We start from the raw sequence: 22,035 nt of genomic DNA, 5'->3' as shown, positions 1-22,035 counted from the left end.
TAGAAGGATGTGAGTCTGTTGACGATTAATCAAGATTATCCTGGCTTCTTGATGACCGCCTTTCGCAAACAGCGATTGAAAAATTTTCACCTGCGTCATGTGGAGGTAAACACCCATGTCCTTTGTTATGTGGCAGAAGGACGTGCGGAGATGACAGTTGATGGTCAAAAGCAGGTGCTCGACGCCGGAAAGCTCTTGTTGTTTAGCCCGACGACAAAGATAGAAGAATTGCGGTGCCAATCAGGACCGTTGCACATATACAGGCTGCATTACGCGGAAACGAGACACGATCAGCACGAGAGCGCTCCCGAGAGGAAAGAAGTCGAGGTTTTGGCTGTCTCTACTCCCGCTTCATTTCTGACGGTATTGGAGGAACTCTCGCAATTGACACGGAAGCGGGACTACTCTTCTTTTTTGCGGAGCCAAGCGCTGCTATACGAGCTGCTTGGTATTGTTCATGATGAACAGAAAAAGAATGAGGAAAAAGGCATTGGAGCGATTGAGGAGACCATCGCTTACATGCAAAAACACTACCGTGAGTCATTGGAATTGGGAAGCTTGCCAAAACTGGCGGGGTTGACCCCCAGCTCTTATTGCCGTGCTTTCAAACGTGCGACGGGAATGACACCTGGGGAGTATTTGACTGGGCTGCGGATGGAGCATGCCAAGGAGCTGCTTGCCCATTCTGGAGGAAGTGTGAAGGATGTAGCTCGTAACGTGGGTTATGCCGATGAGCTGTATTTTAGTAGACTCTTCAAAAAACGCGAAGGATTGTCGCCGCAAATTTATATGAAGCAAGGTGACCAGCGGGTAGTCGTGGTCAGCAAGCTGTTCTTGCAGGATCATTTTCTCGCGATGGGAATTCAGCCGATTGCAGCCCCCTCCTTCCCGAACTACTTTGAAACGAGGACGGGCTTTCCTTCTTATTTGCAGCAAAAGCTGCGCGGGACAAAAGCACTGAATGCAGAGCGGTTGATTGATCCGAAAGAGATTTTGACTTTGTCGCCTGATGTGATTGTCAAAATGAATTTTTTTCACAATCGGGAGGCAGGAGACTGGGAGAAAATAAAAGGAACGGTCTTCTTTGACGGCTATCCGAACTGGATTGACTACCAAACGAGATTGGCGACGCTTTTCAAGAAAGAGAGTCTGACAGAGAAAATCATCAAGCACATCGACATAGTGGAAAAACAAGCAAGGGATGCACTGTTACCGGTTACACGCACGGGTGAATGGACGATGATTCGCGTCCTTGCAGATGAGGTGCGCCTGTATGGTGTAGAGGGGCACGCCCTCGCTGACTTGTTTTATCACAAGCTTGGGTTTGCGCCTGATCAGAATGTGAATCACGCAGCCTATAAACCAAATGCGCTCAACGATCTGATCGAATTGAACCCGGAGAGAATCATCGTGTTCTGGAGTGAACGGGAGCATGTGGCAGCGCTGTGGAACAACCCGCAGTGGAGAGAGATGCGTGCGGTGCGGGAAAACAAAGTGTACCATCCCGCCAATCACGAATGGGACCCATGGGGACCGTTTGGCAGAGAGCATACGATTCAAAGGAGCACAGCGTATTTTCTCCAGGTCGCACAGAGATAATCTGGTCCATGGCAATTGGACAATCACGTCCATAGAAAAGGAAGAGGAGTCTCTATATACTATCAATTGATAATTGTTATCACTAAGTTGATAAGCAGAAGTGGGGGCATTCTCGATATGAAAAGTAAGACCAGTTTATGTACCATGCGCCACCTCATGACCAGCTTCTTCGCGCTGTGCTTGCTGGTTGTCCTTGCCGGTTGCGGAGGCAATGCCAATCAAGCTCAACAGACGCCAGCTGCATCGGGCACGACGACTGAGGCTACTCCGGCACCAGCACCAACCGATTCCATTGAAGTACGTGAAGTGAAACACGCAATGGGTACCACTCCGATTAAGGGAACACCAGAACGCGTAGTTATTTTAACGAATGAAGGTACGGAAGCTTTGCTAGCACTTGGCGTTAAGCCAATCGCTGCTGTACAGTCCTGGGATGAAGATCCTTGGTATCCTCACATCAAAGATCAGATGACAGGCGTAGAAGTGTTGGGCTTCGAAGACCAGCCAAATCTCGAAGCGATTGTAAGCCTGAGCCCTGATTTGATCATCGGAAACAAAGTACGTCATGAAAAGATTTACGATCAACTGTCCAAAATCGCTCCAACCGTATTCTCCGAAGAGCTGTCCGGTAGATGGAAAAGCAACTTCACACTCTATGCTGAAGCACTGAACAAAAAGGCGGAAGGCGAGCAAGTCCTGAAAGAATTCGACGACCGCGTAGCTGCTGTGAAAGCAAAGCTGGGTCCTAAAGCTTCTACCAAAGTATCCGTAGCGAAATTCTCCAAAAAAGGTGTACAAATTTATCAAAAAGATACATTTAGCGGTGTGCTGCTCGATCAGCTGGGACTCGCACGTCCAGCTTCCCAGGACGTTAATAACTTTGCAGAAATGATCAGTGAAGAAGGCATGTCTGCTATGGACGGGGACATCCTGTTCTACTGGGTAACGGAGCCAACAAAAGAATCTCAAGACATTGCGAACAACGCAAAAAAATGGATGGAAAGCCCGGTCTTCCAATCTCTGAATGTGGCGAAGACCAATCAAGTTTTCCAAGTAGACGAAACGGTTTGGAACAAAGCAGGCGGCATCAAGGCAGCGAATTTGCTGCTCGAAGATATCGTGAAGCGCCTCGATGTGAAGTAAGAACAATACGGCGTCAAAGCGAGAGACCTCATCCGAAGTATGGATGGGGTCTTTTCTTGGCATAATATGGGATGACTGCTTAGTTTATGTACCTTAAATTTTCAAGTCGCTTGTTCAACCATGACATTTGTCATGTCCTCGACTTGACGTTTATGACTACAGCGGCCAGACGCTATTTTCTACAATAAAGATAGAATAAAGTGTCCGGCGCACTCCACGTCTCTATGCGCTTCGGTCGAGGAGGAAACAATTGATGCATCAAGCCAATATTGCCGAGTTGAAAAAGAATGTTGCCCCCTTTGAAAAATCAGACATGAAAAAGAGTATCCGACAGCTAATCAATACGCTAGTTCCGCTGATTCTTCTCTGGTACGGAGCTTATCTCAGCTTATCTGTGTCCTATTGGCTGACGCTGCCTATCGTCATTGTCGCAGGTGGCTTCGTCATCCGTACCTTCATCATTTGCCATGATTGCTGCCACCAATCCTTTTTCAAAAATCGTCGGGCAAATGACATCGTGGGGACGATTACTGGTGTGCTTACCCTCATTCCGTATGAACAGTGGAAAAATAGTCACAATATTCACCATGCAACGAGCAGCAACCTCGACAAACGAGGTGTAGGCGATCTGTGGATGCTGACTGTTAATGAATATCTCGAAGCTCCTACCTGGCGTAAAATGGCTTATCGGCTGTATCGTAATCCAATCGTTATGTTTGGTTTGGGTCCTATTTTTGTCTTTTTGCTCCAATATCGTTTTAATGTAAAGCGAGCTCGCCGCAAAGAGCGGTTGAATACGTATTTGACGAATGTATTGCTGGTCGGTCTTTATGGGCTCTTAATCTGGGCGGTTGGCTGGCAAGCATTCCTGCTGATTCAAGGTCCGATCTTTTTTGTCTCGGGATTGTTTGGGATTTGGCTGTTTTATGTGCAGCATACGTATGAGGATTCGTACTTTGAGAACGAAGAAGAGTGGAGCTACGTGAAAGCAGCAGTAGAAGGAAGCTCTTACTACAAGTTGCCGAAGGTTTTGCAATGGATCACAGGCAATATTGGCTTTCACCACGTCCATCACTTAAGCCCACGTGTACCGAATTACAACCTGGAAAAAGCACATAACGAGACACCGCCGCTTCAGAAGGCGACAACGATTACACTGGCGGCAAGCGTGCAGTGCCTGCGTTTTCATTTGTGGGATGAGAGCAACAAGCGCTTTGTGAGCTTCAAAGGCATCAAGCGATTGGCTGCTGCTCGATCTGAAGTGATCATGGATGCACTCCAAGGCTCCAAACCGAGTTTGGAAGGAAAATAAGCCTGCCATAAACCCTTGATTTCCGATACACTTGAGAGAGTGCCGAAGAAAAGGTGGGCAAGCATGCAAAAGCAGAAGTGGTATCACATTCTTCAAAAAAATACGGGCTTGAGCCCTTATGTGTGGGTTGTCTTCTACATCCTGCCATTCTATTTCATCTTCCGGTCATCATCGACGTACGAAGCGGTGATCGGAATCATCATGATCATTCTGTTTTTTATTTGCTATGTATTCTCCTTTCTGTCAAAGGGCTGGCTGATTTACTTTTGGACGGGTGTGCAGATCATCATATCCATCGCGATGACCTTGATGTTCGGCTATGTGTATTTCTCGCTCTTTCTGGCGTTTTTTATCGGGAATATCGAGAACAAGATCGGCTTTGTTACGCTGTACACGGTTCATTTGATTAGCACCGCCATATCGGTCAACATCGGCTTTTTCACCAAAAACGCGCAATTGATTAGCCAGCTTCCGTTTGTTTTGGTTAGCATGGTTGCTGTCATTCTCTTGCCCGTGACTACGTACAACTGGAATAAGCGAGAGAAGCTGCAAGGAGAGCTGGAGCATGCGAACAAGCGGATTTCAGAGCTGGTCAAGCTCGAGGAACGCCAACGCATTGCCCGCGACCTGCACGATACGTTGGGGCAGAAGCTCTCCCTGATTGGGTTGAAAAGCGATTTGGCGAACAAGCTGATCAACAAAAATCCTGCTCTGGCGAGAACAGAGCTGGAGGAGATCAGGCAAACAGCGCGAATCGCTTTGAAGGAAGTACGGGAAATGGTCACGCAAATGCGTGGGACGCGGCTAGAGGATGAGATGTTTCGGATCAAGCAAATTTTCAAGGCAGCGGATATTGAATTCGTGTTGGAAGGTAACACGAATCTGACCAACACTTCGCTGATGACAGAAAACGTGTTGTGCATGTGCCTGAAAGAAGCGGTCAACAATATTGTGAAGCATAGCAACGCCACTGCCTGTTCCATTGTCATTGAACCCGCTCGTACCGATCTCGTCGTAAGCGTAACGGATAATGGCATCGGAATGGCGGAGGAATTGGTTTACCGAGGCAACGGTTTGCGTGGAATGAAGGAACGGCTGGAATTTGTCAACGGAAGCATGGAAATCCAGTCCTCCGTGTCTGGAACACAGCTAGTGATTCGGGTACCCAACATCTTCAAACAACCGGAACAGGAGGCGGGAAGATGATTCGCATTGTCATTGCAGAGGACCAGCGGATGCTCTTGGGAGCCCTTGCTTCCCTGCTCGATTTGGAAGAGGATATGAAGGTCGTCGGAAAAGCAAGTAATGGTGAGGATGCGGTCAAGCTCGTGCATCAGCATCAGCCCGACATTTGCATTATGGATATCGAAATGCCAGTCAAAAGCGGATTGGACGCTGCCGAGGAATTGAAAGGTAGCGGGTGCAAGGTGATGATTCTTACAACCTTTGCTCGCCCAGGTTATTTCGAACGAGCACTGAAGGCAGGCGCAAACGGCTACTTGCTCAAGGACAGTCCGAGCGAAGAGCTGGCCAGCTCGATTCGCAGCATTATGGCTGGGCGGCGGATCTATGCGCCTGAGCTGATCGATGAGGCGTATGGGCAGGAGAATCCACTGACGGAGCGAGAAAAGGAAGTCCTGCTTTTGGTCGCTGACGGGAAGAACACCAAGGAGATTGCCAGTCAGCTGTACATTACGACAGGGACTGTGCGGAATTACATCTCCGTCATTCTCGACAAGCTCGGTGTGAGCAATCGGATCGAGGCTATTATGCATTCAAAGGAAAAAGGCTGGTTTAAGTAGCAGACCAGTTGAAGGAGGCCCTTTCTGTTTTGGCAGGAAGGGTTTCTTTTTTATGGGGTTATGATTGATGATCTGGTATATTTAATATGATTTCATCCACTATCGTATAGGCATGCTACTAGCATATTTTTTATAGATTCCATCTATAGTAAAGGGAGGCTTAAAATGAATCCAGAAACCGATGACCCTAAACAAGTTGTTCTTCAGGTTGGAGGGGTATTAAAAAAAATCCGTAAAGAGAAGCATTTGAGCCTGGAAGATTTATCAGAATTATCCGGTGTGAGCAAGCTGACACTTGGAAATATTGAGCGTGGAGAAACCAACCCAACAATCGGGGTGCTGTGGAAAATTTCGAAATGCTTATCTATTCCACTCTTGGCGTTATTCTCAACCGAAAACAGTGTGAATCTGTCCAGAGCCGGGAAGGGACTCAGAATTGCCGGGGATAATAAAGAGTGGGTCATTGAGCCAATCTTTCAAAACGTAAGCAATGAAATTGAAACGTGTAGAGCTTATTTACAACCGAATAGCTCATACCATCCAGAGAAGCATCACCACAATACAACGGAAATTGTGACAGTAATGTCAGGAACCCTTTCCATCCATGTAAATAATGAGTCGTACACCTTGAACCAATATGATTCGATTAGTTTTAGTGCAGATGGCACACATTCCTATATAAACCAGTCTGACGAGCTTGTTGTGCTCCATATTATATTGAAATACGGGGTCTAAAAATCGATCCCCTGTATGTTCATAGACTACCACGACTATGACCCTTTATCGACCGAATGGTTGCTAGAGGGTTTTTATTGTATTATAATATACGATATTGGTGTAAAAGTATATTATAATATATTTTTCTTTGGTTTCGAATGAACTCCTGTATTCAATCTAATAGACAAAGAGGGAAAATAATGAGCACGCAAAAGATTAAATCAACTTCAAATGTTACTAGATCAGCAGTTTGGGTGGTTATTGTAGGGATCATATTTATTGCAGCTAATTTACGGGCCCCTTTAACCTCGGTGGGGCCTCTAGTTGGTCTTATTCGGGACGATGTTCATATTTCGAATACGCTGGCAGGTATGATTACCACGTTGCCCCTATTAGCTTTTGCACTTTTTTCTCCCATTGTTCCTAAATTAGGACGAAGGTTTGGCGTAGAAGTAATGATTCTAATTTCCATCCTCCTTCTTACTTTTGGGATTATTTTGCGTTCTCTCCCAGGAATCGCTACCTTATATATCGGTACTGCTGTTCTTGGGTTGGCAATTTCCGTTTCTAATGTGTTGTTGCCTAGCCTTATAAAGCGGGAGTTTCCTGGACAAATTGGTTTAATGACTGGTGTATATTCCATTTCTATGAATATATTAGGGGCAATCGCATCTGGCATTAGTGTTCCCATTGCAGTTGGATTAGGAGTTGGATGGCAAGGGGCACTGGGAATATGGGGCATTCTTAGTGTGGTATCCGTATTATTTTGGTTACCTCAAATGAAACGCCGCACTAGGGAAACAGCCACCGTTCAAAATCAATCGGCGGATAGTGGTGTGAATTTATGGCGTTCCGCACTAGCGTGGCAAGTAACCTTGTTTATGGGACTTCAATCTACGTTTTTCTATGTACTGATTACATGGCTACCTGAAATCTTAAAACAGCAAGGAACAAGTTCAGATCAATCTGGTTGGTTCCTATCCATTATGCAGTTAGCCTTGCTTCCCTTTACTTTTATCGTTCCGATTATCGCGGGGCGTATGTCCAGTCAACGTTCATTAGTTACGATTACGGCAATTTTACTTTTCATGGGAACGCTTGGATTACTTTACGGAAGCGCGAATTTCATTGTTTGGTGGATCATCATGCTTGGAATTGGCGGAGGTTTTGCATTTAGTTTATCGATGATGTTTTTTGGTTTACGTACAGAGAATGCTCAACAGGCTGCAGAGCTATCCGGTATGGCTCAATCAGTTGGTTACCTACTTGCCGCAATAGGCCCGACCCTTTTCGGATATCTGCATGATGTAACGGATAGCTGGACGGTTCCCCTGCTACTTTTGGTCGGTGCGTCAATCTTGCTCTTTATATTTGGGCTAGGCGCAGCCAGAAATCGCTCTATTGGTTCAAAAGCGACATAAGCAAACCATTTCACAGGTATGGTGGCTTATTGCGTTGTGAAAGGCGTAAGATCTTTTACTTTTCCAACGTATAAAAACAGTCATTCACCATCTTGCCAGCGATTTCAGTGCTTTCGGGCACGATTTTATCCAGCTTCATTCCAGCCTTCTCCAAAACACGGCGTGAAGCGGCATGCTCTTCGGAACAAACAGCCGTAAATTTTTTGAAGCCAAATGTATCTACTGCAAAATCAAATACGCGTCTGATTGATTCCGTTGCATAGCCTTTGCCTTTGAATCCGTCCAGTATGATGAAGCCGACTTCCGCAGTGAGGGTTTCTCGGTTACGGGTGCAGATACTAATCAAGCCAACGTCGCTACCGGAGTCGGTTTCACGTATGATCCAGGTCAGCCAGTGGTTCGATTCGAGACTCCACGGAGCGAGTTCTTTCTCAAAGTTACGGCGGATATCTTCGTCACTCATGGTTGCTCCGATATGCTCCATCAGTGTCGGGGTGGAATAGATGGAGCTGATCAGCTCCCAATCGGGTAATGCCACTTTAGTGAGAGTCAGGCGTGCACTGAGAATTTGATTATTCATGGGGATTCTCCTTTGGGAATGGTAAGGAATATTCATAATCGTATACGCTGATGCATGAGAAGGAAAGGGGGGATTACCAAGAGGCGGGCTGTTCATCAAAAAAAGCCGTCGATTTTTTCGACAGCCAAAAGAGTGCCTTGTATAGTCTATTTTGTGGGCAATAGCGTTATCGACTATAGATGTTTCGAAGCTCATTGATGTCGTTTTGGGTAGGAGTAGTGATTCTCGTTAACCAAGAGTTATTCATGATGGAGTGATCCGACCTATGATTTAGTCGTAATACATGGCCAATCTCATGAGTAGCCAAGGCTTCTAAATAAGCGGCGTTTCTGTTGCTTACTCTGTTCCATTGAATGACTGTGCCACCGGTAACTCTGGAGCCATTCGATTGCCACCAGCCAAATCCATCATACCCCCTTGCATAGCCTTCACCTAATGTAATGGGGGCGTTTTGTGTTGGTGTTAAGGAAACAATGCCTGTGTTGTTCCAGTTTTGTATGGCATTTTCATAGGCCTGTCTAAGAGCAGGGATATTCGTCGTAATGGTTACCTGATACGAAACCAAGACCTTGTTTTGATCGGTGGCAGGTGGGTTTCCGTTAATAAAAGCAGAAGCAACATAGTATTTCATGCCGTTTTTCTCGTAGAAGAACCATCTATTATCAGGGGAGCCTGTCCAATAGTCGGTTAGCGAGGTACCTCGGGTCCAACCAGAAAATTGTACTCGGGTATTTGGTTGAAGACTGTCGATGATAGCAGCAGAAGTAGTCGGTCCGGTACGGATATTGACAGGGATCGGTGCGGATACACCGCTAAAATCCACACGATATTCGGATTGATCCTGTGCGTTTGTCGGCGTAACAAAATATCCATTTACAAGAGTGACAAGAGTAATGGTGAGCAATAAAAGTTTACCCAATATTCGTTCTAACATCATGAGGCTCCTTTCCAAATAAGAGTTTTCATTGTTCCCAGTACAGTTCTCTGTGGACCTCCTTCTCATTTTTTTGATTACAAAAACAATTCCATTCCTACTAGTCCATCTCTTTTTAGTAATTTGAAATTGTTTTCCCAATGGTAAAATAAGCATCCAGTATTTTCAAGGCAGTTACGAAATAATTAACAATTTATACCATATTTAAACTAACAAGAAAAGTAAAAAAGCTGATGTCGATTGAGTTTCGACGTCAGCTTGTGGACAGGATGCATGCCATGAGTCTAGCTATTGGGGAAGCGGTTTATCCTATTATTCTGATTAGTCTATAGGCGCTTGATCAGGTTCATTGTTCCCGATGACCTGACAACAATCCATCCGTCAGGAATAGGCGAGCCTAGCATCACCCATACCTCCTGACCAGAGGATGCGTTGTTCAGATTTTTAAGCAGGTTCATGGTTCCAGTACTTCTGATTACAACCCATCCGTCAGGCATAGGGGAGCCGAGCATTACCCAAACTTCCTGATTAGAAGAGGCGCTGTTCAGGTTTTTAAGCAGGTTCATGGTTCCGGTACTTCTAATCACGACCCATCCAGTTGGCATAGGGGAACCGAGCATTACCCAAACTTCGTAACCAGTCGGAGCGTTGTTCATATCTTTAATCAGGTTCATATTGCCGGAAGATCTGATGACGACCCATCCGGTTGGAATAGGCGAGCCGAGCATTACCCAGACTTCTTGACCAAATGCGGCATTTTTGATTATTGTTTTTGAGGAGGCTGGTGCCTTCTCCTGTGAAGGTAGAGCGGCCCCGTGGGCTGTTACAGCTAAGCTTGGTACGGCGACAACTGAGCTTAATGTCAGGATGATCAAGGCTTTTTTAAACATGAACATCAACCTTTCATGACAGAGGTAATGTAGCTCTGAAACGCTCATCGAGTGGATGCCAGAAGTTGCGGTACTCCATCAAAAATAGTAGATGGATATCATTGCTTCCCTCCAACAAAAGCTATATATACCATTTTATAGGATATATTTTCTTTTTACTTTAGGAGATATTGTCGAATGGTAGACAAATTAAAAAGCACCCAAAAAAGGTGCTTTCACTTCACGAAAGATTTAACGCGGTCTGGATATTTTGCTGATCCAACTGAATCTGCTCGGTAATATTCCATGGATGATACCAGCCACGCTCAATCATGTACAGGCTGATCTTTTCATGCAAATCGATTGCTTCTTCCAATTGCTTGGTTAGTATTTCCTTAATTTCTGGGGTGCCTGTTTCCGTCAGTGCCATCGCATAGTTCCGCACACCGCTCTTTGTGGAGATGAGAAAGTCCATGGCGATTACTTGATCCGTGAGGCCACCCATACCAGCTAAGCTTTGAAGAATGCCAGTCATTTGTTGTCCCCCTATGAATTTGCTTTTGTCAGTAGAGAGCTCAGTTCCTGGAGCTGTCTGGTGGATACGAGAACATCGTCAGCCAACAGCTGTCCCAACGTCTCATCGGAAACCAGGCCTTGCATTGTCTTGGACTTGGTCATGCAAATGGTTTTAAAAGTAGCAATTTCGTGTAGTTCAAGCTGTTCATGCAATCCGTAACTCATCGCAGCAGCACCCTCCTTCTCATTTCATCAAGGCTTCAAAACGACTTTTATGCAATTGTCTGTTTTGGTATCAAATACTTCGTAGCCACGCTTTGCTTCACTCAAGGGAATGACGTGCGTAATGATGTCGCCTGGATCGACTTTTCCGGTGGTAATGAGCTCGTACATATAAGGCATGTAGTGGATCACAGGAGCTTGTCCGGAACGTATGTTGACATTGCGTTGCATGATGTCTCCAAGAGGGAAGGCATTATAGCGCCCGCCGTAAACACCGGTAATTTGGATTGTGCCGCCTTTGCGAACTGCTTGGGAAGCGATGACGATTGCCCCCATGGCGCCTCCTTGCAGCTTCAAACCACTTGCCAAAAACTCCAGATCGGACATTTTTCCATCCATACCAACAGCATCGATGACAACATCAGCGCCACCCTTCGTGATTTCTTTCAGGTAGTTACCGATATTTTCCTTTTGCTCAAAGTTAACGATTTCTACGTTGTTTGTACGCTTCGCATGTTGCAGGCGGTAATCGATATAATCAACCGCGATCACTCGTTTTGCACCTTTCAGCCAACAAAACTTTTGGGCGAGGAGGCCTACGGGGCCGCAGCCCAGAACAATCACGGTATCTCCGTTCTTGACACCAGCGTTATCTACGCTCCAATAGGCAGTGGGCATAGCATCGGCAATCAAGCATAGCTTTTCATCTTCTACTTCACAGTTTTCGGGGAGCTTGAAATGGGTAAAATTCGCAAAGGGCACCCGCAAATACTCCGCCTGCCCCCCAGGATAACCGCCAGTTGTGCCGGAATATCCGAAAAAACCACCCATATCGCCATTCTCATTTGAATTGTCACATTGGCTTTCTAAATCGTTTTTACAATAAAAGCATTCGCCGCAAGCAATCGTAAATGGAATGATGACGCGGTCGCCCTTTTTCAGCTTGGTTACACCGGGGCCTACCTCTTCAACAATACCCATTGGTTCGTGACCGATAATATAATCCTCTTGCAAATTGGGGATCATGCCATGAATTAAATGGAGATCGGACCCGCAAATGGCGGTGCTTGTCAATTTCACGATCATATCATCGGGCTTTTCAAGCTTCGGATCGGGCACCTCTTTTACCACTACGTTTTTAATGCCTTGGTAGGTAACGGCTTTCATCGATAAGTTCCTCCATCATTGGTGTTCATCTGGTGTCCGATCGAACATGCCTTTTCGCGAAGTATCTTCTGGGAAGAGATTCATTTGCCCGATTTGAATCGTTTCCAAGGCTGAGAGGTGGTCTAGTTGATATTGTTCATGAAGCTCGTAGGGATGGAACCATTTTTTACTAAGCATCAGTTCCGCGATTTCTTGATGAAGAGCAATTCCTTGGTGGAGCTGTTTCCGCAATATGGCTCTCGCTTCCGGAGTAACGGTTTCAGTTAGAGCGATGGCTGTGTTTCGGACGCCTTCTTTGGCTCGCATGAGGAAGTCCATAGCAAAAGTCATATCTGCCTTTTCCGGCATGTTTAATGCATTTATGGGATCTTGATAATCGTTGTTCATCAGATTTTCACCTTCAGTTTATGATGGGGGTCGGACGAGTTTGCGGGATCGGTGCCTGAAAGGGTGCGTTCTTGTAAATAGCCTGAAGCTCCGCGATTGCTTGCAAGGATTGCTCTACATCTTTTTGCATCAATGCTCGTAAATCCTGATCGAATACGATGCCTTGCATCAGCTTGGATTTGGCGAGGCAGAGTGTTTTAAAGTTAAGTACTTCATGAATATCCAGTGATTCATGGGCAGCCAGCGTCTGTTTATTCATGTACCATCCTCCTTTTGGGCGTTTTAACAGTTTTATTCTGTCCTATGTACTTCCTGGTATTCGAAAGAAGTTTCCGGGCGAGGTGGATTTTTTTGAATAGTCTGGACGTTTGGAGGTGTGTGTGCTACAAATAAAGCTAAGTTACATTTATAAAACCATTGGAGAAATTAATATCATGCGTTACGGTAAACAAAGGAGAGACGAGCATGGCAAAAGAGGAATATGCGATTGGGCTGGATCTGGGTGGGACAAAAATATTGGCTGGCCTGGTGGACCGTACTGGTCGATTGATTGCACGAAAGCAACTGCCTACGTACGCGGAAGAGGGAGAAAAGGCAGTAATTGAAAGGGTGTTGTCCGCCACGCACGATGTCCTGTCAACAAGCGGCATCAATTCCGAAGAAGTATGCGGGGTTGGAATCGCTTCCGCTGGTGTGATTAACAGCGATAGTGGCGAGGTCATTTTTGCGAGCAATCTGGGCTGGCGAAATGTTCCGATTGGCACGTTGATTGGGCAAAGATTCGGATTGCCTGCTCGACTGTTCAATGATGCGAATGCTGCGGCGGTTGCGGAGTGGCTATGGGGTGCAGGTGTCGGTACACGAAATATGATTTACGTCACAGTCAGCACAGGGGTTGGGGCTGGAATCGTTAGCGACGGACGTTTGGTTTCAGGTAGAGATGGAAGTGCGGGTGAGTTCGGCCATATCTCAATCGATTGGAACGGACCGCCATGCCGCTGTGGTAATCGTGGATGCCTGGAAAACTACGCTTCTGGTACTGCTATCGAAAACGCCGCCCGTCAAAAATTGGCATCTACGAAGGAGCCCGGTACCAATCGAATCCTTGTTGAAAAGGGAGAGCTGTCGGCAAAAGAGATCAGTGAAGCTGCGCTGGCAGGAGATCCATTTTTCGCGCAAATCGTAAAGCAAGCCGGGTTTTATTTAGGCATAGGAGCAGCCAATCTAATCTATATGTTTAATCCGGAGGTCATTGTCTTTGGAGGCGGGGTTATGAACGCATCTGGACTAATGCTTCCAGAAATCGAAAAGAGTATGAGAGATAGATCCATCTCTGGATTGGCGAATGAAGTGCGGGTGGTCACAAGCCAAATCGGGGTGGAGGCCGGAGTGATGGGAGCGGCAGGGGGAGTTTTTGAATCCAATTTTTAATTGAAATCCGTATTGCAAAAATTAAAACAATTTTGTATCATTTTATTAATTACTCCACTGAAAAAATTAATTAACAAATGAGAACCAAGGAGGAAGACAGCATCATGGCAAAAGTGAGAGTTGCGGTGATTGGTGCAGGATCTATTTCAGACATGCACTTGCAATCGTACCAGCAAAACGAGCGTACAGAAATTCGTGCCGTCGTCGACTTCAACGAGGAGCGCGCTCGGGAAAAAGCTCAGAAGTACGGGGCCGAGACCTATTACAGCAAGCTTGAGGATGTTTTTGCAGATGAGCAGGTAGACGCAGTGAGTATTTGTACGTGGAACAACACGCACGCTGATATTGCCATTGCTGCCCTTAGGGCGGGTAAAGACGTGCTTTTGGAAAAGCCTTTAAGTACAACAGTTGAAAGCGCTCTCCTGATAGAAAAGGCCGTAAAAGAAAGTGGCAAGCTTCTCCAGGTGGGCTTTGTGAGAAGGTACGATACGAATGCGCAATTGCTCAAGCAGTTCATCGATGCGGGCGAGCTGGGCGAGATTTATTACGCGAAGGCATCCTGTCTGCGTCGCTTGGGAAATCCGGGAGGCTGGTTCGCTGACAAGGACAGATCTGGTGGAGGTCCGCTGATCGATCTCGGGGTACATGTCATTGATCTGTGCTGGTATTTGATGGGCTGCCCAAAAGTAACGACCGTCAGTGGCAATACATACAACAAGCTGGGCAATCGCGCCAACGTCAAAAATCTTTCCTTTTACAAAGCCGCTGACTACGACCCTTCCCAAAACACTGTCGAGGATATGGCCAATGCACTCATTCGCTTTGAAAACGGAGCGTCTCTTTTCGTGGATGTGAGCTATACACTGCATGCAAAAAAAGACGAGCTGGCCGTCAAGCTGTACGGAGACAAGGGAGGCGCAGAGGTAGAGCCAGAGTTGTCCATCATTGCAGAAAAGCATGACACGATCCTGAATGTCAGCCCGCAGATGGATAAACTATCGTTTGATTTCAAGCGAGGCTTCCAAAATGAGATTGATCACTTTATCGCATGTATATTGGGTGAAAAGGAAACGCTTAGCCCAGTGCAGGACGGTGTGGAGATGATGAAGATTCTGTGCGGTATTTACGAATCAGCTGCGACCGGAAGAGAAATCGTATTTACCCGATAACCGGCAGGCTAGACCTATCCATGGACATCCAGATAACACCCATAGCGTACATGAAGACAAGGGGGAAAAGAAAATGAAAAAAGCATCGTTTTTGCGAACCGCATCCGTCTTACTTTTTTCAGTGGCTTTACTTTTCGGATGTTCCAGTGGCGGTGGCAATGGTAGTGGAACTCCTGCAGCTTCCAATGGGGGGACAACGACGGGAGCGCCGCAAAAGGATCAGATGGTCATCGCCGTAAACGAAAACTTCATCACGATGGACCCGCAAAATACAGGGGATGCACTGTCATCAGGTGTCCAAAGCGCGATGTTCGAAGGGCTTTTGATTTACGACAAGGATTTGAAGCTCATGCCGGGTTTATCGACTGAATATTCGGTGAATGAAGATGCGACAGAGTACACCTTCAAGCTCCGGCAAAATGTAAAGTTCCATGACGGCACACCTTTCAATGCCGAAGCAGTCAAAATCAACTTCGACCGGATGAGTAACAAAGACAACAATCTGAGAGCTTATCGTAACTACAAATACATCAAGTCCACAGAGATTGTCGACGAGCACACAGTAAAAGTGACGCTGAACCAGCCGTTTTCCGCGATGATCAACAAGTTCACGACCGGAATCATCAGCCCGGCGGCTCTGGAGAAGTACGGCAAAGACATTACCAAAAATCCAGTCGGTACAGGTCCATATAAATTCGTGGAATGGGTACAGGGTGACCATCTGACGGTAGAGCTTAATCCGGATCACTGGAACAAGGGAGCTGCCAAGGTCGGTAAAATCGTCTACAAACCCGTTCCTGAAAACGGTTCCCGCGTAGCCATGCTGAAGACGGGTGAAGCCGATGTCATCTATCCGTTGCCAGAGCAGCAAGTAGAGACACTGAACGGTGAAGAGGGAGTAAAGGTAGAGCGCACACCTTCCACTATCACCCGGTATGTTTCGATCAATATGCTGAAAAAGCCGTTTGATGATCCACGCGTTCGCCAAGCTATCAACCATGCAGTCGATAAAAACGCGTTCATAAAAGTCGTGAAATCCGGGTATGGCGCACAACTGGAATCCGTGATGTCCCCGACGATTGCCCACTATGCGAAGCAAGGCGCGTATGAATACAACATCGAAAAAGCGAAGCAGCTTTTGAAAGAAGCAGGCTACGAGAACGGCTTCACTACCGATATCTGGGGCAATACGAACTCGGATACGATGAAGGGCATGCAATTCATTCAGCAGCAGTTGCAAAAGGTCGGCATCACCGTTGAAGTGAAATCGATGGAAGAAGCCACGCTATCCGATGAAATCTACGGCATCAAGTCGCCAGAAGAAGCGAAGATGAACATGTGGTACGTAAGCTGGTCCTCTGCTGATCCAGACAATGCGATGCGTTCGTTGTTTAGCAGCGAGAACTTCCCGCCTGCGGGAGCGAACACGGCTTTCTACAAAAATGACCTTGTCGACCAAAGCATCAAGGAAGCGACACAATCGTCAGACCAAGACAAGCAAAAACAATTGTATGGCGTCGTGCAAGAAAATGTGTTTAAAGATGCACCATGGATTTTCCTCGCAGTCGATGAAATCTTGTACGGAAAACGCGCGAACGTGAACGGTGTTTATATCACACCAAGTGGCGGCATCTATGTAAGGGAAGCGGCGTTCCAATAATACTTGAAGCAGCGTTCGGGCATTGTCTGCCGCTGGGCGCTGCTTTTCTTCTAGGAGGAACCGTACCATGTTCCGTTATATCGTGAAGAGACTCATCGAGATCATCCCGATTATTTTTGTTGTGTCGTTGCTCATTTTCTTCTTTATCCATCTGGTTCCGGGTGACCCTGTTCGCTTGGCGGCGGGAAAAGAAGCGACCTTGGAAGAGATCGAGCGGGTGCGTCAGGAGCTGGGCTTGGATAAGCCATTGCTTACCCAGTACGTCAATTACATGCAAAACCTGCTGACAGGAAATTTGGGACACTCCTTGAAGACGGGGCTTCCTATTAGTGATATGTTTGAAAACCGTTTTTCCGTAACGATGACGTTGACATTTATGAGCCTGGGTTGGGCCTTGGTGCTCGGATTGCTGATTGGGACGATCTCTGCTGTTTTCCGCAATAAATGGCCGGATTACGTAGGAATGCTGACGGCGATATCCGGTATTTCCTTGCCTGGATTTTGGCTGGGGCTCATTCTCATACAGGTTTTTTCTGTCACGTTGGGCTGGTTTCCCACAGGTGGGGTCGAGAGCTGGAAGAGCTACGTGCTTCCTTCGTTAACCTTGGGAGCTGGAATCATGTCGATGCTGGCTCGTTTTACACGTTCCTCCCTGCTCGAAACATTAAAGGAAGATTTTATTCGAACAGGTCGGGCAAAAGGGTTGAAGGAATCTGTAGTCGTTCGCAAGCACGCCCTGAAAAACTCGATGATTCCGGTCGTGACCATCGCCGGATTGCAATTCGGCTTTCTCTTGGGCGGATCGGTTGTCGTGGAGACGGTGTTTAGCATTCCAGGTATGGGGCGTCTGTTGATTGATTCCATTGCTTTTCGCGATTATCCGGTCGTACAGGCAGTCATCCTGTTGTTTTCACTGGAGTTCATTCTCGTGAATCTGCTGGTAGATATTTTGTACAAGGCACTGAATCCGAAAATCCGTTATGACAGCTAATGGCAAGGAGGTGACGTAAATGGAGGTAGTAAAAGAAATCGGGCATAACGTAGCGGTTTCCAACAAAAAGAAATCAAGAGCCCGCGAGTTTTGGAAGAAGTGGAAGAAGCAAAAGACAGCTTTCTGGGCGGGGTTTTTTATCTTGTTTTTGTTTGTCATCGCGTTGTTTGGCCCGTGGATCGCGCCTTATGATCCGTACGAGCCGAACTATGATGTGACGTTGCATACTCCTTCCATGCAGCATTGGGCAGGGACAGATGAATACGGTCGAGATATTTTGAGCCGTATCATCGTAGGAACGGGAATCTCTCTTGGCGTCAGCTTTTCTTCTGTGCTGGTCGGTGCAGTGGTTGGAACGGTATTCGGTTTGATTAGCGGATATTACGGCGGGTGGATGGATCGCCTCATCATGCGGTGGAGTGACGTCATGTTCGCCTTTCCTGATTTGCTGCTGGCAATCGCCATCGTTGCAATTCTCGGTCCGGGATTAACGAATGTCGTCGTAGCGGTAGCGGTGTTCAGTATTCCATCGTTTGCGCGTTTGATCCGGGGCAATACATTGGCTGCCAAGGAAGCGGTGTTTGTAGAAGCGGCGCGGTCCATGGGGGCAAAAAGCAGCCGAATTATGTTTCGTCACATCTTTCCAGAGACCGTCTCCAGTATGATCGTCTTTTTTTCCATGCGAATCGGTACCTCGATCTTGGCAGCATCCAGTCTCAGCTTTCTCGGTCTGGGAGCCGCGCCCGAGAGTCCCGACTGGGGGGCGATGCTCAGTATGGGTCGTGACTATCTCGCCACTTCTCCTCATGTGGTCATCATTCCAGGGATTGCGATCTTTTTGACCGTGCTGGCGTTTAACCTGGTTGGGGACGGCCTGCGCGATATTTTGGACCCGAAAACGAAGAACTAAACGAGGGAGATGGGGCAGATGAGTGAGAACATCATGGAAGTAAAGCATCTGCAGACGCAATTTACGAGAGACAACCAGAAGACAGTCGTCCTCGACCATGTCAGCTTTCATATAAAAAAAGGCGAGGTGCTTGGACTGGTTGGCGAATCGGGCTGCGGCAAGAGCGTGACTTCCTTGTCGATCATGCGCCTGTTCAAGGACACGACTGGTGAGATTACCAATGGCGAGATTGTTTACAACGGTACGAATTTGCTCTCGATTTCGGAGAGTGATATGCGCCGTATTCGCGGAAAAGAAATCTCGATGATTTTTCAGGAGCCGATGACCTCGCTCAACCCGGTGATGAAAATCGGAGAGCAATTAATGGAAGCCATTCGTTTGCATCTCGGCTATTCCGACCAAAAGGCGCGAGAACAAGCAGTGAGCATGCTGACAAAGGTGGGGATTCCGCGCCCGAGCGAAATCATGGGTGAGTATCCGCATCAGCTCTCAGGCGGTATGCGGCAGCGCATTATGATTGCGATGGCGATGTCCTGCAATCCTAACCTGTTGATTGCCGATGAGCCAACGACGGCACTCGATGTCACGATTCAAGCACAAATCCTCGACGTAATGAAGCAGCTTCAGGCTGACGAGCATATGTCGATGCTATTGATCACGCATGATCTGGGCGTCGTGGCAGAGATGTGCAACCGTGTCGTGGTCATGTACGCAGGGCGTGTCGTGGAGGAAGCATCTGTTTACGACTTGTTCGACGAACCCAAGCATCCGTATACAAAAGGCTTGATCGGCTCCGTCCCCAAAATCGGGCAAAAGCGCGTGCGGCTGGATTCGGTTCCGGGCAACGTACCGACACCAAACAATATGCCGAAGGGCTGCAAATTCGCTCCGCGCTGCAGGGATGTCATGTCTGTCTGTTGGGAAAAGGAGCCCGCCATAACGACGGTGGGAGAGGAACGTTCTTGCCGCTGCTGGCTCTATCAAGAGGAAGGTAGGGATGTTCATGTCTAACTCACTGGTCGTGGTAGACGGTATTAAAAAAACGTTCCCGATTGATAGCGGTCTGTTCAGCAGCAAAAAAAGCGTAAAGGCAGTGAATCACGTTTCGTTCGAGATCAGGGAAGGCGAGACGTTCAGTTTGGTCGGAGAGAGTGGCTGCGGCAAGTCGACGACAGGGCGCTTGGTTACACGGCTTTTGTTGCCAGATGAGGGCAAGATTTGGATCAATGGCGAGGAAATCTCCAAGATGAACGAAACAAAGCTGCGGGAAGTGCGCAAGCAGGTACAGATGGTTTTTCAGGACCCGTACGCCTCACTGAATCCGCGGATGAAAATTCGCGATGTGGTAGCAGAGCCTCTTCTCATTCATACGAAGCTGTCTGCCCAAGAGCGTGATCGGATTGTCGCAGAAATGCTCGAGGTCGTCGGGCTCTCCAGCTATCATGCGGAGAAATTCGCCCATGAATTCAGCGGAGGGCAACGGCAGCGCATCGGAATCGCTCGCGCCTTGATTTTGAAGCCGAAGCTAATCGTCGCGGATGAGCCAGTCTCTGCTCTCGATGTGTCGATTCAATCGCAAATCTTGAATTTGCTAAAAGATTTGCAGGAAGAATTTCATTTGACCTATTTGTTTATTTCCCACGATTTGAGCGTGGTGGAGCATATTAGCGACAAGATCGGCGTGATGTATTTGGGGAGTCTCGTAGAATCCGGCCCGAAGGAAACAATTTTTGCCAATCCCCGGCATCCGTATACAAAAGCGCTGCTCTCTTCGGTTCCGATTCCTGATCCACGGGCGAAGCGGGAGAGGATCATTTTGCAGGGAGATGTGCCGAGCCCGGTGAATCCGCCGTCAGGTTGTCTGTTTCATACGCGATGTCCGTTCGTGATGGATAAATGCAAGACGACACCTCCAGCATTGAGGGAAGCGGCAGACGGAGATCATTTTGTCGCTTGCCATTTGTGACTTGAATAAAAGGGATGGTTACATGCGTAGGACGGGTGATTTAAAGCTGATCCAGGAACTGAATCGCTCCATCATATTCGATACGATCCGTCATTACGGGCCCATTTCCCGGAGTGAAATAGCGAAGCGGAACAAACTGAGTCCTACTACCGTGACCTCAGCTGTCAGTGAGTTGATTCGTGACGCGTTCGTATCCGAGGTGGGAACAGGGGAGTCAAATGGCGGACGCAAACCGATATTGATCCAGTTTTCTCCTGATAGCCGTTTTCTGATAGGCATCTCGATCTCTGGCTCGAAGATTACGATTGCCGAAATGAATCTGGAAGCCGCGGTCAAACGAAAGGAAGTTCACTCGATCAAGCCGTACCAAGGGGAGAGTATCCTTGCTTTTTTGCTGGAGGTTATTGAGCAATTTTTGCGTGGAGCCGCGAGTCTGGAGACATGTATGGGAATCTCGATCGTCACTCAAGGTATCGTGGACTCGGTTCATGGAGTGATTCGCTACAATACGAAGCTCCGCTTGCAGAATTCTCCTGTTAAAGAAATGATCGAGCGGAGGTTCCAGTTGAAAACATGGCTGGATAACGACACGAATGCGTACTTGCTAGCCGAGAAGACCATCGGGGATTTCAGTCATTATCAAAACATGCTGTACGTCACAATTGGGGATGGATTGGGAGCCAGTATTTTGATGAACGGTGCCATCTACAGGGGCTTTAAAGGCGGGGCCGGTGAGTTCGGTCACACCACGATTGATCGGGCAGGTGTGCGGTGCGACTGCGGAAATGTTGGCTGTCTGGAAAATTACGTGAGCTGGCCAACCATTTACTCCAAGCTCGTCTCCTCGCTTGCGAAAGGAAAAGCGAGCCGCATCTCTGATTTGGTGGAGCAGGATGTTGGCCGGATTACTCCTGCGGTGTTTCGTCAGGCGTTGGCAGAGCAGGACCCGCTTGCCATCAGCATTTTGGAGGAAACCGCTTCTTATTTGGCTTCGGGGTTGGTTAATCTGATTCATTTGTTCAATCCGGAGGTCATTATTCTAGGCGGTGAGATTGCCTTCGAAAATGAGCTGTTGATCGCCAAAGTAAAAGACTACGTGGGGGAATATGCGCATGGAATCCTGACGGAGGAACTGGAGATTCGGCCGAATTCGTTGGGTGAAAATGTAGAGGTCGCAGGAGCTGCCGCTGTTTTATTGCAGGATACCTTTCAGTTTTCGCTATAAGAGAGGGAGCGGGA

23 protein-coding genes are annotated in these 22,035 nt (G+C 47.4%); 15 read left to right on the top strand and 8 right to left on the bottom strand.

From position 1 onward, the window contains the following. The first annotated feature begins 18 nt into the window (after positions 1-18). The 7 genes from KB186_RS15710 (at position 19) to KB186_RS15680 (ending at position 7,994) form a co-directional block, all read left to right on the top strand. The gene (locus KB186_RS15710; RefSeq protein WP_232773945.1) at positions 19-1,599 is read left to right on the top strand and encodes a helix-turn-helix domain-containing protein; all 1,581 of its coding nucleotides are present in this window, start codon (positions 19-21) and stop codon (positions 1,597-1,599) included. A gap of 117 nt (positions 1,600-1,716) precedes the next feature. After that, positions 1,717-2,742 carry an ABC transporter substrate-binding protein gene (locus tag KB186_RS15705; RefSeq protein WP_232773944.1) on the top strand — a complete coding sequence of 342 codons (1,026 nt, stop codon included), beginning with the start codon at positions 1,717-1,719 and terminating at the stop codon, positions 2,740-2,742. Positions 2,743-2,995: 253 nt separating this feature from the next. Beyond that, entirely contained in the window at positions 2,996-4,054 is a 1,059-nt protein-coding gene (gene desA, locus KB186_RS15700; RefSeq protein WP_173610541.1) for a Delta(5) desaturase DesA, read from the top strand. A 63-nt stretch (positions 4,055-4,117) separates the two neighbouring features. Beyond that, positions 4,118-5,260: a sensor histidine kinase gene (locus tag KB186_RS15695; RefSeq protein ID WP_173610540.1), complete on the top strand. Its 1,143-nt coding sequence runs from the start codon at positions 4,118-4,120 to the stop codon at positions 5,258-5,260. After that, positions 5,257-5,856, top strand: a complete 600-nt coding sequence (locus KB186_RS15690; protein ID WP_173610539.1) for a response regulator transcription factor — start codon at positions 5,257-5,259, stop codon at positions 5,854-5,856. The genes KB186_RS15695 and KB186_RS15690 overlap by 4 nt, the downstream gene beginning before the upstream one ends. Before the next feature lie 165 nt (positions 5,857-6,021). Beyond that, complete coding sequence (locus KB186_RS15685; RefSeq protein WP_173610538.1) at positions 6,022-6,591, top strand: helix-turn-helix domain-containing protein; 570 nt, start codon at positions 6,022-6,024, stop codon at positions 6,589-6,591. A 182-nt stretch (positions 6,592-6,773) separates the two neighbouring features. Continuing rightward, positions 6,774-7,994: a CynX/NimT family MFS transporter gene (locus KB186_RS15680; RefSeq protein ID WP_173610537.1), complete on the top strand. Its 1,221-nt coding sequence runs from the start codon at positions 6,774-6,776 to the stop codon at positions 7,992-7,994. A 55-nt stretch (positions 7,995-8,049) separates the two neighbouring features. Here KB186_RS15680 and KB186_RS15675 read toward each other — a convergent pair whose 3' ends face one another. From KB186_RS15675 to KB186_RS15640, 8 genes are all read right to left on the bottom strand, one after another. Next, the gene (locus KB186_RS15675) at positions 8,050-8,574 is read right to left on the bottom strand and encodes a GNAT family N-acetyltransferase (RefSeq protein WP_232773943.1); all 525 of its coding nucleotides are present in this window, start codon (positions 8,572-8,574) and stop codon (positions 8,050-8,052) included. Between the two features lie 166 nt (positions 8,575-8,740). Then, positions 8,741-9,511: a matrixin family metalloprotease gene (locus KB186_RS15670; RefSeq protein ID WP_229087954.1), complete on the bottom strand. Its 771-nt coding sequence runs from the start codon at positions 9,509-9,511 to the stop codon at positions 8,741-8,743. Between the two features lie 323 nt (positions 9,512-9,834). Beyond that, on the bottom strand, positions 9,835-10,398 hold the full coding sequence (locus KB186_RS15665) for a hypothetical protein (RefSeq protein WP_173610535.1): 564 nt from the start codon (positions 10,396-10,398) through the stop codon (positions 9,835-9,837). A gap of 220 nt (positions 10,399-10,618) precedes the next feature. Beyond that, positions 10,619-10,912, bottom strand: coding sequence for a spore coat protein (locus tag KB186_RS15660; protein WP_173610534.1), 294 nt, complete (start codon positions 10,910-10,912; stop codon positions 10,619-10,621). A gap of 11 nt (positions 10,913-10,923) precedes the next feature. Then, positions 10,924-11,118: a hypothetical protein gene (locus KB186_RS15655; protein WP_173610533.1), complete on the bottom strand. Its 195-nt coding sequence runs from the start codon at positions 11,116-11,118 to the stop codon at positions 10,924-10,926. 27 nt (positions 11,119-11,145) lie between these two features. Beyond that, complete coding sequence (locus KB186_RS15650) at positions 11,146-12,282, bottom strand: zinc-dependent alcohol dehydrogenase (protein ID WP_173610532.1); 1,137 nt, start codon at positions 12,280-12,282, stop codon at positions 11,146-11,148. Positions 12,283-12,297: 15 nt separating this feature from the next. Continuing rightward, positions 12,298-12,669: a spore coat protein gene (locus KB186_RS15645; RefSeq protein WP_173610531.1), complete on the bottom strand. Its 372-nt coding sequence runs from the start codon at positions 12,667-12,669 to the stop codon at positions 12,298-12,300. Between the two features lie 13 nt (positions 12,670-12,682). Continuing rightward, positions 12,683-12,928: a spore gernimation protein GerQ gene (locus KB186_RS15640; protein WP_173610530.1), complete on the bottom strand. Its 246-nt coding sequence runs from the start codon at positions 12,926-12,928 to the stop codon at positions 12,683-12,685. A 206-nt stretch (positions 12,929-13,134) separates the two neighbouring features. Here KB186_RS15640 and KB186_RS15635 point away from each other — a divergent pair, with 206 nt between their 5' ends. The 8 genes from KB186_RS15635 to KB186_RS15600 all read left to right on the top strand — a co-directional run bounded on the left by KB186_RS15635 (position 13,135) and on the right by KB186_RS15600 (position 22,021). Continuing rightward, positions 13,135-14,100 (top strand): ROK family protein, encoded by a 966-nt coding sequence (locus KB186_RS15635; protein ID WP_221866871.1) that lies wholly within the window; start codon positions 13,135-13,137, stop codon positions 14,098-14,100. A 104-nt stretch (positions 14,101-14,204) separates the two neighbouring features. Next, complete coding sequence (locus tag KB186_RS15630; protein WP_173610528.1) at positions 14,205-15,269, top strand: Gfo/Idh/MocA family protein; 1,065 nt, start codon at positions 14,205-14,207, stop codon at positions 15,267-15,269. Positions 15,270-15,342: 73 nt separating this feature from the next. Then, positions 15,343-16,929, top strand: a complete 1,587-nt coding sequence (locus KB186_RS15625; protein ID WP_221866873.1) for a glutathione ABC transporter substrate-binding protein — start codon at positions 15,343-15,345, stop codon at positions 16,927-16,929. A gap of 67 nt (positions 16,930-16,996) precedes the next feature. Further along, positions 16,997-17,920: a nickel ABC transporter permease gene (gene nikB / locus KB186_RS15620; RefSeq protein WP_173610526.1), complete on the top strand. Its 924-nt coding sequence runs from the start codon at positions 16,997-16,999 to the stop codon at positions 17,918-17,920. A 19-nt stretch (positions 17,921-17,939) separates the two neighbouring features. Beyond that, entirely contained in the window at positions 17,940-18,830 is an 891-nt protein-coding gene (locus KB186_RS15615; protein WP_232773942.1) for an ABC transporter permease subunit, read from the top strand. Positions 18,831-18,848: 18 nt separating this feature from the next. Continuing rightward, entirely contained in the window at positions 18,849-19,841 is a 993-nt protein-coding gene (locus tag KB186_RS15610; protein ID WP_173610524.1) for an ABC transporter ATP-binding protein, read from the top strand. After that, positions 19,834-20,796 (top strand): ABC transporter ATP-binding protein, encoded by a 963-nt coding sequence (locus KB186_RS15605; protein WP_173610523.1) that lies wholly within the window; start codon positions 19,834-19,836, stop codon positions 20,794-20,796. The genes KB186_RS15610 and KB186_RS15605 overlap by 8 nt, the downstream gene beginning before the upstream one ends. A gap of 22 nt (positions 20,797-20,818) precedes the next feature. Then, on the top strand, positions 20,819-22,021 hold the full coding sequence (locus KB186_RS15600; RefSeq protein ID WP_173610522.1) for an ROK family transcriptional regulator: 1,203 nt from the start codon (positions 20,819-20,821) through the stop codon (positions 22,019-22,021). The last annotated feature ends 14 nt before the right edge of the window (positions 22,022-22,035 follow it).

This window comes from Brevibacillus sp. AF8 (assembly GCF_021270385.1).
Classification (GTDB): Bacteria; Bacillota; Bacilli; order Brevibacillales; family Brevibacillaceae; genus Brevibacillus.
The sequence above is the reverse complement of the archived record's forward strand: the minus strand, read 5'-3'. Positions and strand labels throughout refer to the sequence as shown.

Excerpts from the sequence above, each read along its gene's own strand:
- KB186_RS15705 (WP_232773944.1), top strand. The coding sequence starts at position 1,717 with ATGAAAAGTAAGACCAGTTTATGTACCATGCGCCACCTCATGACCAGC.
- desA (WP_173610541.1), top strand. The coding sequence starts at position 2,996 with ATGCATCAAGCCAATATTGCCGAGTTGAAAAAGAATGTTGCCCCCTTT.
- KB186_RS15695 (WP_173610540.1), top strand. The coding sequence starts at position 4,118 with ATGCAAAAGCAGAAGTGGTATCACATTCTTCAAAAAAATACGGGCTTG.
- KB186_RS15690 (WP_173610539.1), top strand. The coding sequence starts at position 5,257 with ATGATTCGCATTGTCATTGCAGAGGACCAGCGGATGCTCTTGGGAGCC.
- KB186_RS15685 (WP_173610538.1), top strand. The coding sequence starts at position 6,022 with ATGAATCCAGAAACCGATGACCCTAAACAAGTTGTTCTTCAGGTTGGA.
- KB186_RS15680 (WP_173610537.1), top strand. The coding sequence starts at position 6,774 with ATGAGCACGCAAAAGATTAAATCAACTTCAAATGTTACTAGATCAGCA.
- KB186_RS15675 (WP_232773943.1), bottom strand. The coding sequence starts at position 8,574 with ATGAATAATCAAATTCTCAGTGCACGCCTGACTCTCACTAAAGTGGCA.
- KB186_RS15670 (WP_229087954.1), bottom strand. The coding sequence starts at position 9,511 with ATGATGTTAGAACGAATATTGGGTAAACTTTTATTGCTCACCATTACT.
- KB186_RS15665 (WP_173610535.1), bottom strand. The coding sequence starts at position 10,398 with ATGTTTAAAAAAGCCTTGATCATCCTGACATTAAGCTCAGTTGTCGCC.
- KB186_RS15660 (WP_173610534.1), bottom strand. The coding sequence starts at position 10,912 with ATGACTGGCATTCTTCAAAGCTTAGCTGGTATGGGTGGCCTCACGGAT.
- KB186_RS15655 (WP_173610533.1), bottom strand. The coding sequence starts at position 11,118 with ATGAGTTACGGATTGCATGAACAGCTTGAACTACACGAAATTGCTACT.
- KB186_RS15650 (WP_173610532.1), bottom strand. The coding sequence starts at position 12,282 with ATGAAAGCCGTTACCTACCAAGGCATTAAAAACGTAGTGGTAAAAGAG.
- KB186_RS15645 (WP_173610531.1), bottom strand. The coding sequence starts at position 12,669 with ATGAACAACGATTATCAAGATCCCATAAATGCATTAAACATGCCGGAA.
- KB186_RS15640 (WP_173610530.1), bottom strand. The coding sequence starts at position 12,928 with ATGAATAAACAGACGCTGGCTGCCCATGAATCACTGGATATTCATGAA.
- KB186_RS15635 (WP_221866871.1), top strand. The coding sequence starts at position 13,135 with ATGGCAAAAGAGGAATATGCGATTGGGCTGGATCTGGGTGGGACAAAA.
- KB186_RS15630 (WP_173610528.1), top strand. The coding sequence starts at position 14,205 with ATGGCAAAAGTGAGAGTTGCGGTGATTGGTGCAGGATCTATTTCAGAC.
- KB186_RS15625 (WP_221866873.1), top strand. The coding sequence starts at position 15,343 with ATGAAAAAAGCATCGTTTTTGCGAACCGCATCCGTCTTACTTTTTTCA.
- nikB (WP_173610526.1), top strand. The coding sequence starts at position 16,997 with ATGTTCCGTTATATCGTGAAGAGACTCATCGAGATCATCCCGATTATT.
- KB186_RS15615 (WP_232773942.1), top strand. The coding sequence starts at position 17,940 with ATGGAGGTAGTAAAAGAAATCGGGCATAACGTAGCGGTTTCCAACAAA.
- KB186_RS15610 (WP_173610524.1), top strand. The coding sequence starts at position 18,849 with ATGAGTGAGAACATCATGGAAGTAAAGCATCTGCAGACGCAATTTACG.
- KB186_RS15605 (WP_173610523.1), top strand. The coding sequence starts at position 19,834 with ATGTCTAACTCACTGGTCGTGGTAGACGGTATTAAAAAAACGTTCCCG.
- KB186_RS15600 (WP_173610522.1), top strand. The coding sequence starts at position 20,819 with ATGCGTAGGACGGGTGATTTAAAGCTGATCCAGGAACTGAATCGCTCC.